The 13,436-nt window shown below is 46.9% G+C and carries 13 protein-coding genes; 2 read left to right on the forward strand and 11 right to left on the reverse strand.

The window, feature by feature from the left end; all coding sequences use genetic code 11:
• Positions 1-18: 18 nt before the first annotated feature.
• From ACTQ50_RS01235 to prfB, 7 genes are all read right to left on the reverse strand, one after another.
• Positions 19-846, reverse strand: coding sequence for a DUF975 family protein (locus ACTQ50_RS01235; protein ID WP_441482613.1), 828 nt, complete (start codon positions 844-846; stop codon positions 19-21).
• A gap of 161 nt (positions 847-1,007) precedes the next feature.
• Entirely contained in the window at positions 1,008-1,895 is an 888-nt protein-coding gene (locus ACTQ50_RS01240) for a DegV family protein (RefSeq protein WP_441482614.1), read from the reverse strand.
• Positions 1,896-1,946: 51 nt separating this feature from the next.
• Entirely contained in the window at positions 1,947-3,158 is a 1,212-nt protein-coding gene (locus tag ACTQ50_RS01245; protein ID WP_441482615.1) for a hypothetical protein, read from the reverse strand.
• A 31-nt stretch (positions 3,159-3,189) separates the two neighbouring features.
• Positions 3,190-4,398, reverse strand: coding sequence for an aspartate kinase (locus ACTQ50_RS01250; protein WP_441482616.1), 1,209 nt, complete (start codon positions 4,396-4,398; stop codon positions 3,190-3,192).
• Positions 4,399-4,494: 96 nt separating this feature from the next.
• Positions 4,495-5,712 (reverse strand): homoserine dehydrogenase, encoded by a 1,218-nt coding sequence (locus ACTQ50_RS01255; RefSeq protein ID WP_441482617.1) that lies wholly within the window; start codon positions 5,710-5,712, stop codon positions 4,495-4,497.
• A gap of 7 nt (positions 5,713-5,719) precedes the next feature.
• The gene (locus ACTQ50_RS01260; RefSeq protein ID WP_226822327.1) at positions 5,720-6,172 is read right to left on the reverse strand and encodes an ACT domain-containing protein; all 453 of its coding nucleotides are present in this window, start codon (positions 6,170-6,172) and stop codon (positions 5,720-5,722) included.
• Between the two features lie 64 nt (positions 6,173-6,236).
• Positions 6,237-7,365 (reverse strand): peptide chain release factor 2 gene (gene prfB / locus ACTQ50_RS01265; RefSeq protein ID WP_441482618.1). Its coding sequence is split into 2 segments (ribosomal slippage): positions 6,237-7,289 and positions 7,291-7,365, totalling 1,128 coding nucleotides; the frame shifts between segments, so codons are not numbered across the junction.
• 388 nt (positions 7,366-7,753) lie between these two features.
• Between prfB and ACTQ50_RS01270 the strand changes: the two genes are divergently transcribed.
• Entirely contained in the window at positions 7,754-8,122 is a 369-nt protein-coding gene (locus tag ACTQ50_RS01270; protein ID WP_441482619.1) for a NusG domain II-containing protein, read from the forward strand.
• A gap of 4 nt (positions 8,123-8,126) precedes the next feature.
• Complete coding sequence (locus ACTQ50_RS01275) at positions 8,127-8,612, forward strand: Gx transporter family protein (protein ID WP_441482620.1); 486 nt, start codon at positions 8,127-8,129, stop codon at positions 8,610-8,612.
• 142 nt (positions 8,613-8,754) lie between these two features.
• Here the strand turns inward: ACTQ50_RS01275 and ACTQ50_RS01280 are convergent, their stop codons facing one another.
• From ACTQ50_RS01280 to ACTQ50_RS01295, 4 genes are read right to left on the reverse strand one after another with little or no spacing between them, the layout of a single operon-like run.
• Entirely contained in the window at positions 8,755-9,936 is a 1,182-nt protein-coding gene (locus ACTQ50_RS01280; RefSeq protein WP_441482621.1) for an FAD:protein FMN transferase, read from the reverse strand.
• A 37-nt stretch (positions 9,937-9,973) separates the two neighbouring features.
• Entirely contained in the window at positions 9,974-10,786 is an 813-nt protein-coding gene (locus tag ACTQ50_RS01285) for a 4Fe-4S binding protein (RefSeq protein WP_441482622.1), read from the reverse strand.
• On the reverse strand, positions 10,783-11,409 hold the full coding sequence (locus ACTQ50_RS01290) for an FMN-binding protein (RefSeq protein WP_441482623.1): 627 nt from the start codon (positions 11,407-11,409) through the stop codon (positions 10,783-10,785). The genes ACTQ50_RS01285 and ACTQ50_RS01290 overlap by 4 nt, the downstream gene beginning before the upstream one ends.
• Before the next feature lie 3 nt (positions 11,410-11,412).
• Positions 11,413-13,266, reverse strand: coding sequence for an FMN-binding protein (locus ACTQ50_RS01295; RefSeq protein ID WP_441482624.1), 1,854 nt, complete (start codon positions 13,264-13,266; stop codon positions 11,413-11,415).
• Positions 13,267-13,436 lie beyond the last annotated feature (170 nt).

Here is a 13,436-nt window from a genome sequence, read left to right on the forward strand (position 1 = left end):
CTCTTGTTGCTTGTATTTCTAATTTCTGTAACCGTCATTATTTTCTGTATCATATCCGTTTCCAGAATCATTGGTCCAGTTATGAAAGCCGCCGTCAGCAGCTCCATCTCCTGGCAGTCTGTAGTCCAGTTCCCCATCCAGATCCCGGTAAAATGCCACCATGGACATTTCCATATAAGGCATGATCCAGAAAAGTGCAATATAGAACGTGAACACAGATAATAACAAAAGCGGGATAAAGCTGAGATTCAGCTTCACATATCTCCAGATATTTCCCTTCATCAGCCTTGCGCTCTCTTTCAGTGCCTGGATTCCTCCAAGCTCTGTGTCATCCGCCATGAGAAAATAGGTCATGGCAAATGGAAGGGAAATAAGAAATTTCAGCAAAGTGCTTACAGCCAGCAGTCCCAGAGTCATGGAAAGCCACTGGATCTGGGAATCCACAGTCAGTCCCGGATCTGTGGTAAAGCTCACATAATAGTAAGGGATCGCTGTGACCAGCTGGATCAGCGCCAGCACAAAGCCTGCAACGATCACCCTGTCTGGCTGGTTTTTGAAAAAGTAGCCCAGATCTCCCAGAGAAAACTCCTTTCCCCTGGAAATATTCAAAAGCATATACCCCAGACCAGCGGAAATGATTCCCACGATCAGTGACACCACCAGCATAAATACTTCGCTGAGAACCAGATCCAGCGCGGATGTGCCAGAAAATAAATTGGTAGAAAGGATTGTTCCTAAAGTATTCAGACCATACACTGCCAGAAGCCCAAGGATCACAGTTCCAACATGTCCCTGCAATGCCTTTTTTGCCTGCAGTTTGATTTCCTTCGTACTTCTTTTTTTCATAATCATCATTCTCCTTTACAGTGAAACAGCAGGCCGGGATTCTGATGCATCCCGGCCAGATATATTGCAGCACCATTTCGCTGTTTTCACTTTTGCTCCATTAAGCCATGCCAGTTGTTCCCAATATAGCATTCTTCCATCTGACATCTGTAATTTTTTAATTACGCCGTCCTCTTGCTTCCCCAGAAAAACAGCGCTACCGTACCAGGACCTGTATGGCTTCCGATGGTGGTTCCGATGTTGTTAATCTCTACTTTCCCATTTAATTTCGGGAAACGCTCTTCCACCAGCCTTGCCACTTCCCTGGCATCCTCTATGCACGCAGACTGGGAAATATAACATTTCCCATTATAGTCAAGTCCGCCCTCAGCGTACTCTTCCATTTTGTCTACAATAGCCCGGATCACCTTTTTCTTGGTACGGATCTTAAATCTTGGGATCAGTTTCCCCTGATCATCCATATTCAGCAGCGGGCAGATATTCAGCATAGTGCCGAAAAAGCCGCTGGCCTTGGAAATACGGCCTCCTCTGATATAAAACGTAAGGTCTGTGGAAAAGAACCAGTGATGCAGGTTCAGCTTGTGTTCCTCCGCCCAGGCATGAACTTCCTCAATGGATCTGCCCTCATCCCGAAGGTCTGCAAGTTTATCCATAAAAAGCCCATATCCGGAGGATGCTCCCAGAGAATCCACCACCAGGATCTTACGCCCCGGATATTTCTCCTCCAGATCCTCTTTTGCAACGTTAGCTGAATTGATAACACCAGAAATTCCCGAAGACAGGCAGATGTGGAGCACATCTTTGCCCTCTTTCAGAAATCCTTCGAAATATTCTTCAAATTCATCTGCATTTACCTGGGAAGTCTTGGTGGATGCACCATCCTGCATGGCCTTATAAAATTGGTCAAATGGCATAGACTGTCCCAGATCATCTGCATATTCTTTTCCATTTAATTCATAATGAAAGCAGATATAGGAAATATTTCTTTTCTCAAAATGTTCTTTCGTAAGGTCTGCTGTAGAACAGCAGCTGATCACATAGTCGCTCATATTTCCCCTCCTGTTACTAATTTCTGCAAAACCTCCAGATCGCGTTCTCCCTTATTCCGGAAGAATTTCATTTCTGTACGCAACACTTGCCACTGTATCCGGATCTTCATCCTTGTTAAACCAGAACTGTGCCCGGTTGTCAATCTTGGTATCTGCAGTCTTATAAATATTCAGGTAATCTCCGTCCTCATCACACGCATAGCCCTTTTCCTCAGCAGCTGCGATCAGGTCCGCCTTCTTCGCACCCAGGGTAAATCCGCCGGAAAGGGTAAGGGTAAGAGCATCACTGTCGTAATTTCCTACCTCAAGCTCCCGTACAAAACAGTTCTCGATGGCAGTTGCATTCTGGGTAAAATTGTAAACACTGAAATGCACACTCTGGTTATTCTTCATCATGTCTACAAATTCCAGATCCCGGCCAGCCACATAAGCACCGTCTTCCACGTCCTGAAGCTCCCAGCCATTCTCAAGGAATGCAGATACCGGAGCTGGAAGGGAATAAAGATCTCCGCAGAATTCCACCTGTGGGGCCAGCAGATCATCTCCAAGCTCTGTAGGATCGGTATAGGAAGATACGATTTCCGGAACTTCTTCGCTTACACTTCCCTTGTCATATCCTTCTGGCTCTACGAAGTTTCGCATATCTACCTGCTTCAGAGTATTGTCGTCCTTATATACATAGAAGTGAACTTCCTCGTAATAATCTTTCGAGTAGGAATACTTGGTATACAGGTCTCCCTCGTAAGTATCGCTTGGATCACCATAAGCAGCTTTGATATCATCAAAATTGGATTTTCCCATTACGATTCCGCCAGGCAGTTCTACAGGAGTAGCCGCCACATCGAAATCATAGCTTGCATCAATATCAATTCCTGCCACCAGACACTGGTTTAATGGCAGCTGATTGATTCCAAGATTGATCACATCTACGGAAACGCGGTCGTCCCCTTTGTAAAAACTGATGGAACCATAGGAATTAGTTCCAACGCCCATCTCCGGGTCCTCGTTCTTGCCAAGTGTCCAGTCTGCTACAAAATCCTCGTAATACATAGGGAACTGGTAAACCTTATCCCCGATCTTCACCTGAAAATCGTACAGGCTGTCGGACAACTCTGTAACCGTTTCTGCACCAGCCTCAGGCTCATCCGCAGCCTCTCCTGCTGCCTCTGTATTTTCGGCTTCCTGTGCCTCTGCATAAGCCGCGGACGGAACCGCACACAGGCACATTGCTGTAAAAAGCACTCCCAATACTTTTCTTTTCATACAGAAATTCCTCCTTAGAATGTATATTCGATCAGTCGGCAAGGCCGAAAGCATCGTGTACTGCATTCATAGCCCGGATTCCGTCTTTTTCGTTGATGAGGACGGTAATACGGATTTCGGATGTGGAGATCATGTTGATGTTTACCCCTTCATTGTAAAGGCTCTCAAACATCTTGGCAGCCACGCCAGGATTGCTGAGCATACCGGAGCCAACAATAGAAAGCTTGGCAATATTGCGCTCAGAGTGAAGCTCCTTGAAGCCAAGGCGCTCCTGGTTCTCCTCCAGAGTGGCAACTGCATCATCCAGATCATCCTTATTTACTGTAAAAGAGATGTCCTTTGTTCCTGCACGTCCGATAGACTGCAGGATAACATCTACGTTAATATTTTTCTTTGCAAGGGTATCAAATACCTTAAATGCAACACCAGGCACATCACGAAGTCCCAGTACTGCGATCCTCACAGCGTCTGTATCCAGCGCAACACCGCTGATCAGCATTCTTTCCACGCTAACAACCTCCTTAACTACCGTTCCTTCACTGTTATTCAGGCTGGAGCGGACCACAAGGGGCACTCCGTATTTCTTCGCCATTTCCACAGAACGGTTGTGAAGTACACCCGCTCCTGATGTTGCCAGATCCAGCATCTCATCGTATGTGATCTCTTTCAGCTTTCTGGCATTTGGAACCTTACGCGGGTCGGCAGTGTAAACGCCGTCCACATCTGTATAAATCTCGCAGGCGTCTGCATGAAGCGCTGCTGCCAGTGCCACGGCAGTGGTATCAGAACCGCCTCGTCCCAGGGTAGTATAGTCATCATACTTATCCACTCCCTGGAATCCGGTAACGATGACAATCCTGCGGACATCCAGCTCACGGCGGATACGCTCTGTGTCGATTCTTTTTAATCTTGCATTCTGATGGCTGCTTGTGGTATGCATGGTCACCTGAAAAGCATTCAGGGAAATTGCCGGAACGCCCAGCTTATGCATTACCATTGCCATCAGAGATACGGACATCTGCTCCCCAATGGTAAGAAGCATATCCATCTCACGCTTTGGCGGCTTGTCGTCCATATCATGAGCCATACTGATAAGCTCATCTGTGTATTTTCCCATGGCGGACAAAACAACCACCACGTCATTTCCTTTTTTATATTCTTCGATACAACGGTTGGCTACATTGTACATTCTCTCTTTGTCACCAACGGAGGTACCGCCGAATTTCTTAACTATCAGCATAGTTTATCCTTTCACGCTGTCAGTTTTATTTTTATCTGCACAGGCAGATAACCTGGCGCAGCTGTCCATCACCTGAACAGCTGCAGCTTAATCCTATCAGTCTTTCACACGGATCATGCCCAGAACGTTCTCTCCAAGCGCTTTCACACGCTCTTTGTACTCGCCCTGTGTCATAAGTCCGGTAACAAAACCAAATTCTTCCGGAAGGGAATCTGGCTCGATCACAGTCTCCACCTTGCCAAAGGCCTTATCCACTTCATCCAGGGAAGTATCCTTCACACGGACAAAGAAACGGCCTTCTACAGAATCTGGCTCCATGAGCGTCATCTCTTCATTATTCCAGTTATTGGGAATGGTATCATGAAGGTGCTTTGCAGCCTCCACAACGTCTGCTACAACTGCACTTGCAGTAGGAAGTTTGCCAGCTCCGCTTCCGTAGAACATAGCGTCGCCCAGCATATTTCCATGTACAAAAATACTGTTGAATACGCCGTTTACGCTGTAAAGAGGGTTCTCCTGTCCTACCAGGAAAGGTGCAACCAGTGCGTAGAAGGAATCTTCTCCTACTCTCTTGCTTGTACCAAGAAGTTTAATGCTTTTTCCCATCTCTCTTGCGTACTCCATGTCCTCTGGTGTGATCGTAGTAATTCCTTCTGTGTAAACATTCTCAAAATTCAGGAATTTTCCATATGCCAGAGAGGAAAGAATGGCGATCTTGCGGCATGCATCCTGTCCTTCCACATCAGCAGTAGGGTCTGCCTCTGCATAGCCCTTCTCCTGCGCTTCCTTCAGAACGGTGTTAAAATCAGCACCCTCTGTATTCATCTTATCCAGCATAAAGTTGGTGGTTCCATTTAAAATTCCAGTAACCTCGTCGATCTCATCTGCTGTAAGAGAACCGTTGATGGCGCGGATGATGGGAATTCCACCGCCGCAGCTTGCTTCGAAAAGGAAATTGATTTCCTTCTCCTTCGCGATTTCCATAAGCTCAGGGCCGTATTTGGCAACCAGTGCTTTATTGGAGGTACACACACTCTTGCCAGCCTCAAGTGCTCTCCTGGCAAAGGTATAGGCAGCACCGGTTCCACCCATTACTTCTACTACGATCTCAACTTCCGGATCATTTACGATCTGCTCAAAATCATGAACCAGGATCTCTTCTACCGGATCTCCCGGAAACTCGCGAAGATCCAGAACATACTTGATCTTAAGCTCTTCCCCGGCTCTTTTGTTAATCAGCTCATGGTTGGTGCGGATGACTTCTACTACCCCGCTTCCAACTGTGCCATATCCTAACACTGCAATATTTATCATCTGTCCGTTACTCCCTGCCTAATATTTTTAAATAATGGATTCCCTCCATCTGTTCAATGTCATCCACCATTGCCTCTGCGTCCCCTTCACCCTGAAGGATCTGCACACTTAAGGTAAGAGTGGCAATCCCACTGATGGGAATACTCTGATGTATGGTCAGAATATTGCCATGGTTTTCTGCAATAGCCCGAAGAACATTGGATAAAATTCCCGGCTCATCATCCATCTGTATAATAAATGTGATAGTTTTTCCTTTGGCTTCCTCGTGGAAGGGAAAAATATCATCTTTGTATTTATAGAAAGAACTCCGGCTGATCCCAACTGCATCTGCTGCCTCCTGAACAGTGGCCGCACGCTTGGATTCCAGCAGCTTCTTCGCAGCAACTACGTTCAGAAGTACTTCTGGTACCGCCCGTTCCCTTACTACAAAATACTTATTCTTATCTGTTGTCTTTGGCATCCTGCATTTCCTTCCACTTTCACTGCGCCCTGCAAATTCCTGCCGTCACAGCCGCCATTTTCATTTACTGCTGCTGCACTGGCTTCTTTGCAAGTGCGATCCATTTCAGATATGCATTAATAAAGATATCAATGGCACCATCCATAACTGCATCTACATTTCCGGTCTCCTCGTTGGTACGATGATCCTTGACCATGGTGTATGGCTGCATAACGTAAGAACGGATCTGGTTGCCCCAGCCGATATCGGTTACTTCGCCCCGGATTCCGGAAAGCTTGGCTTCTGCTTCCTGCTGTTTCAGAAGATACAGCTTCGCTTTCAGCATCTGCATAGCCTTGTCTTTATTCATATGCTGAGAACGCTCATTCTGACATTGTACCACGATTCCAGTTGGGAAATGGGTGATACGGATAGCGGATGAGGTCTTGTTGATGTGCTGTCCACCAGCACCACTGCTTCGGTAGGTATCAATACGGATATCTTCGTCGTTGATCTCTACATCCAGGTCTTTCTCAATATCCGGCATTACATCGCAGGATACGAAAGAGGTCTGACGCTTTCCAGCCGCATTGAACGGGGAAATACGAACCAGACGGTGGACACCTTTCTCGGATTTCAGAAGACCGTATGCGTTCTCTCCATTTACCTGGAAAGTAACGGATTTCACGCCAGCTTCATCGCCGTCCAGATAATCCAGCACCTCAATGGAAAAGCCTTTCCGTTCAGCCCAGCGTGTGTACATACGGTATAACATGCTGCACCAGTCGCAGGCTTCTGTTCCACCGGCTCCTGCATTCAGCTTGATGATCGCATTCTCGCTGTCGTACTCTCCGGAGAGAAGTGTCTTCACACGGATGCTGTCAAACTGTGCCTGGAACTCGTCTAACATTTCCTGGATCTCTTCGATCATGGACGGATCATTTTCCTCATAGCTCATCTCGATCAGGGTTTCCATATCTTCTTTCTGGGTTACCAGATTCTGATAGGTCTCCATGTCGTCCTTCATGCTCTTTAATTCTTTCATTTTCTTCTGGGAAACTTCTGCATTATCCCAGAAATCAGGCGCTTCCATTTCGCGCTCTAATTCTTCAACCCGCTTTTCTTTGTTAGCCAGGTCAAAGTGAATCCCTCACTTCCACTAATGGTTCTGTGTATGTTGCAAGAATGCTCTTGAACTGGTCTAATTCAACCATAGCTTCACCTTCTTTCTTATATTTCTCTGTAACTGTGGAGTATCTTCACAGCTACATTTCTTCAACAATGCCGCCAACTTAAAGCAATTGCCCCGGCGGCACACAGACTTTCAAACTATACAATAGCATATTCGGGGGGAAATTACAATAAAAAGCGGCGTGGGGCGGGGCAGATTCCCAGGTTTGGACCTTTCTGGCTGCGTTCTTAGACGATTCATCTGCCTGTTGCAATTTTTTCTCAAAAATGGATTTTAGAATGGGTTGAAAAATGTTTCGATTTCTTTTATCATTAACTGGTGTTTATGGAAAACGGGCTAAAGTGCTACAGAAAAATCTCTATAGAATTCTTCGGATTGCAGCAGTTTGGTTCTCTAAGAGAGGTATTTATTTGAAGAAAAAAGAAGCGTTATTTATTGGCGCATTGCTGGTTATTTCAGTGGTGCTTTGTATTTTCGTTTATGTGGTTCCCCATGGGACTCATGGTTCTATCCAGATCACGGTGGATGGGGAGCTTTATGGGACGTATTCACTGGACGAGGATCAGGTGATCCAGATCGGGGATACCAATGTGTGTGAAATTAAGGACGGCGAAGTGAAGATGACGGAGGCGGACTGCCCGGATCATCTTTGTATGAAGCAGCCGGCAGTTGGCAGTGCAGGCGGATATATTGTGTGCCTGCCCAACAGAGTAGTCATTCATGGAGAGGGCGATTCAGATTCACAGGGTTCTGATGGTGGATTTGACGCAGTGGTGTAAGTTTATGGATCAGAAGAAGACGGCGTATCTTGGGCTGTTTGCGGCCATTGCGATTATTTTTGGGTATGTGGAGTCGTTGATTCCGTTTTTTGCGGGAATTCCCGGGATGAAGCTGGGGCTTGCGAACCTGGCGGTGCTTTTTGTGCTGGAAAGGTATACCTGGAAAGAGGCGGCGTTGGTTTCATTGGTGAGGATTTTTATTATCGGATTCATGTTTGGAAGCGGCTCCAGTATTATGTATAGTCTGGCGGGGGCAACTGTCAGCCTGATGGTGATGGTTTTTGTGAAAAATAAGGTGGGCTTCGGGCACCTGGGCGTAAGTGTGGCCGGCGGTGTTTCCCACAATATTGGGCAGCTGCTGGTGGCGATTCCTGCCACGCATACCATGGGACTGTTGTATTATTACACTCCGGCGCTGATGGTGTCGGGAGTTGTGACAGGACTGCTCATTGGAGTGCTGACGAAAGAGGTTTTAAAAAGAATTCCGTAAGGTATTAATACCGAACGTGTTTGGACTGGGTATATTCCAGTCCAAATGCTGTTGGTTGAAAAAGAGCTGCAAACGATAGTTCCCTGACTATTGCTTGCAGCTCTTTCTATTGTTTTAATTTATTTTACGTTTCCAAAATATCCTATGCTTCGTTTACTGTGTATCCATCTTTCATGAGTTCAAATTTGTCCATCAAACCACTTGTCACATATATATTCTTATCTTCATCCACAAATACGGCTTCGGCACTGTATTTTTCCAGGAGGGACTTGGCGGCGTCCAGACCCAGGACGAAGCAGGCGGTGGAGAGACCGTCGGCCAGGTAGCCCTGGTCGCAGACGATGGTGACGGAGGTAAGACCATTCTGGACGGGGTAGCCAGTCTTGGGATCCAGGATGTGGTGGTAGCGGATTCCATCTTCTATAAAGTATTTCTCGTAGTCGCCGGAGGTGGAAAGGAACTGATTGGCGTCCAGGGTGATGGCGCCAAGATAGTCACCTTCAGTATCCCTGGGATCGGTGAGGGCTACTTTCCAGGGGGAGCCGTCAGGCTTTTCGCCGTAGGTCATGACGCTGCTGCCGCCCAGGTTCAGGATCATGCCGGAGACCTCTGGCTGGGTTTTCAGGTAATCCATGATAAGATCACAGCCCATGCCTTTTCCAACTGCTCCAAGATCCAGGGTACAGCCATCCAGAAGGGTTACCTGGTTCCCATCCAGCTGGATTTTCCCGTAGCCCACTTCGGGAAGAAGGGCGTCTATCTCAGACTGGTCTGGTACGTGAGGACTCTCGCCATCGATGTCCCACAGGCGGATGATCTTTCCAAGAGTGGGATCAAAGGCTCCGTCTGAGTCCTGGGAAAGCTGACGAATTTTCGCAAGGTCTGCGGCAAGATCAGTGTCAACCTCCACGGTCCCTCCGTCGGCATTGTTCAGCCGGGAAATCTGGGAGTTTTCGTCAGTCCAGGAAAGGAGGGTGGTTTCCATTTCGCGGAGTTTTTCCCCGATCTGGGTGTTGAGGTCCTCGCCAGAGGTATAGAGGGTTTCGGAAACTACCGTGTCCATTGCAAAGTCCGCATTGGTATATTTTTCAATATCAGCTGCATAAACAACTGTAGTTGTTTTTCCAGGCATTATTCCCGAGGCACCACTAAGCAGCAGACTGCTGCATAGAACTCCAACCACGCTTCTCTGTCTTAAATGAATTCCCCCACTAACCGAACTCAAACAACCATGTAACAAACCTTTCACTGGTTTCTTTTCACAATATACCTTATTTAAATCAATTTCATTCTGAAATTTCGCTTTTCTTCTTCTCTTACTCATATCCTGTTCTTTCTGCTGTTATTTTAATCTACTGTTCTCAAACTTTTGCTGCATTCTCCTGTACTGCTTCCCTCTCTTCCTTCACCTTCGGGATCCCGATCCGGATATTTTTCTTCGGACAGATTCCCTGGCAGGCGTGGCAGCAGATACATTCTCCGGAAAGAGGGGTATCTCCGTCAATGTCAAGGTGGGCCGGGCAGCGTTTTTTGCAGGCGCCGCATTTCGCCGGACAGGTGTTTCGGTCACGGTTAAATAGTGCGGAGGGTGCTATAGGCATTATAGCAAAAATTGCGCCCATTGGGCAGAGGAACTGGCAGAAAAACCGTTCCTGTGTACACATTCCGATCATGATCAGGATCAGCAGGATGATGCCAATCTTATAAGTGGCTCCAGGCAGTCTTCCCGCAGTCAGCATGGAAAATACGTCCCATGGGCTCATGCCCTGAAGCTGTCCATACCAGCCGGTAAGAATGGAAATCAGCAAAACTGCCAGCCAGATATACTTCACTTTCTGAAGAATGCGGATCGTCTTCCCAGAATAACCGTGGCGTCCCTTCTTATGAAATACTTTCTGTCTCACAAACACGGTCAGCTCATACAACGCATCTCCCAGCGAGCCAAATGCACATGCATATCCACAGAAATGCCGTCCAAACAGACTGGTTACCACAAGCAGTACGGCTGTCACATCCAGGAAAGAGTTCCAGGTGACCGCCTGATGCGCTGCGATTGCCTGGAAAATGGATTTTACACCGGCAAAGGCTGTGGAAAAAAGTGCCGGGGCAAAAATGAAAAACAGAAGCTGGATTCCGGCGCGGATCAGCCGGATTTTTCTCTGCCTTTTTTTCATTGATTTTCCGCCTTTCCAAGTGCATCATTTACAGCATTGATAATTCCAGTGGAGCTGAAGGTTGCACCGGAAATGGTATCCACATCCGTGCTCTGGGTAGCCAGAATGGTGCTGATCACGCCCTGTCCCTGGGAAAGATATGCGGAGTCCTCACCTGGCGCACTTACCACCTGAATGTCTGTGATGGTGTCATTTTCAAGAGTGACCTGAACCTGGATGTTTCCGCCAAAGCCCTGGCCGTCTCCTGTATAAGTTCCGTTTTTGTATGCAAGTTCTTCACTTTCCTCCGCTTCATCAGAAGAATCAGCTTCACTATCTGCATCAGCCTGATTTTCTGCATCTTTATCAGCATCAGCTTCCTCTTTCGCAGCACTGTCCTTCTTGTTCTTTGCTTCTTCCTCTGCTTTCTTCTTCGCCTCTTCCTGGGCTTTGGCAGCTTCCTCAATTGCACTTAAGATCTCGTCCTGCTGCTTTTCCAAAGCCTCCACTCTTGTGGTCAGGCTGGCAATCTGCTGGTCTTTTTCTGTATCACTGTCCTTTTTCTGCATGGAATTGTAGCCAAGTACCGCTCCAATGATCAGGATCAGACATAAAACTCTCATAATAAAACTCTGGTATTTCATGGGTTATGCTCCTTTTGCCTGGTTTAATGCATTTCTAAATGCCTGGATAATTCCCTGGGAAGAATAGGTGCAGCCAGATACGGTATCTATACTGTCCGCAGACTGGCTTCCCAGCACCTGTCCAATAATTCCGTTCCAGGCCTCATCCACATAGTCCTCGTCATCATAGGAGGTATAGGTTGCACTGACGATCTGACCACCGGAAATAATCACCGTTACCTGCACACTGTCCGGACCATCATTGCCCTCCCCAATGCCAGTATAGGTTCCATCCTTATAAAGTCCAGCCGGAGTTGGCTCCGGAGTACTGGTTGGTTCTGGCGCTCCTGTTAGCTGTGGTGCACTGGTTGGTTCCGGGGTTTCATCCGGTACTGGGGTACTGGTTGGTTCCGGGGTACTGGTTGGCTCCGGGATAATGGTTGGTTCTGGTGCTTCTGTCGGCTGCGGCGCTTCTGTCGGTTTTGGTGTGCTTGTAGGCTTCGGAGTTACAATAGGCTCCACTTCAGTAATTTTCGCCTGTTCAAGCGCCGATTTTGACGCATCCAGGATTCCTGTAGAGGAAAAGGTTGCACCGGAAACCGTATCGATTCCTTCTGCGGTCTGTTTTTCCAGAATCTGTGGCTGGATTTTTCTCCATGCTTTATTAAAAAAGCTTCTTGTATCCGAATTTGTATTTGTGATTTCAATAATTTTTCCATCTTTTACGGTCAAGGTTATATTAACAAGACCTGAATATCCATAGGCAGAGGCCATATAAGTGCCATCTTTCAATGTCTTCACTTCAGATGGTGTATCCGGATCATCGGAAGGATCATCAGATGGTATATCTGGGGAAACTGTGGGCTGCGGGGTTACTGTCGGCGCTTCATCGGATGGCGTCTGTGTTGGAACTGGCGTGATTTCGCCATTTTCCCCGGAGTCAGGATCTGCAGACGCCTGGGAAAGTGCCTGGGAAATAGCTCCAAGAATACCATTGGAAGAAAATGTTGCGCCACTGACCGCATCTACACCGGACAGACTTTGTCTTGCAAGCACATCTGCTTTAATATTTTTCCATGCCTTGTTAAAGAATTCCGGAGTATCTGTATTGGTATTTGTTATTTTTTTGATCTTTCCTTTTTTTATGGTGACTTTTACCGTTACAGGCCCGTCAACGCCTTCTGCCTGTCCCTCATAAACACCGTCTTTATAATGAACAGAAGTATCCTGCTGTGGCTTTTTTGTTGGCTTTGGAGTCGGGGTTACTTTCTTCTTACTGTTTGCAGCTTTTCCTAAGGCATTTTGTACCGCCTGGATGATTCCATTGGAAGAATAAGTAGCACCACTGACCGCATCCACATTGGGAGACTGGCTGGAAAGGATCCTGCTGATCACCCCTGTAGCATTGGATAAATAAGAGCCTGTTTCTCCAGAAGCACTTATGATATCTATTTCCGTAATTTTTCCCCCAGATACTGTTACCTGTACTGTGATAGTTCCTCCAAAACCAGTTCCGCTTCCCTGATAGGTGCCATCTTTGTAACCGTATTTCGGAACTTCTGTGGTAGGCGTGGTGGTTGTTCCCTGCCCCTGTCCTGATGCTTCTGCAGACTTTACAGGCAGAGTCTTGGCAGAGCCTTTTTTGATTCCACCTGTTTTCAATGTTGTTTTGGATTTCTTTTTCTTACTGGAAGAAGACTGATTTCCATTACTTTTCAGTATTTCGTCTTCGTCCTCTTCTTCATATGTATAAGCTGTTTTCAGCCAGTTTTCTACCTCTATTGATTTTACAATGCTTTTTTCATCTGCTGTCTGACTGGTCTTTGCATCCATATTCCGGGCACCTGCGGCGGCTGCCACTGCTGCGATCACTACCACAGCCGGGGCTAATTTAACCAGATTCTTTTTTCAAAGTGATTCTTATTGTCGTCTGTTTTTTTCATGCTGTCTCCTGCCTGGTACATCTTAAATTGCTTTGTAAAATTACTTTCCATTTACAAGTAAAAGCAGGGGCTGTTAACAAACGGCCCCCGTTTCTGCTTTTACCT

This window comes from Blautia sp. Sow4_E7, from assembly GCF_052116245.1.
In the GTDB taxonomy this organism is placed as follows: Bacteria; Bacillota; Clostridia; order Lachnospirales; family Lachnospiraceae; genus Blautia_A.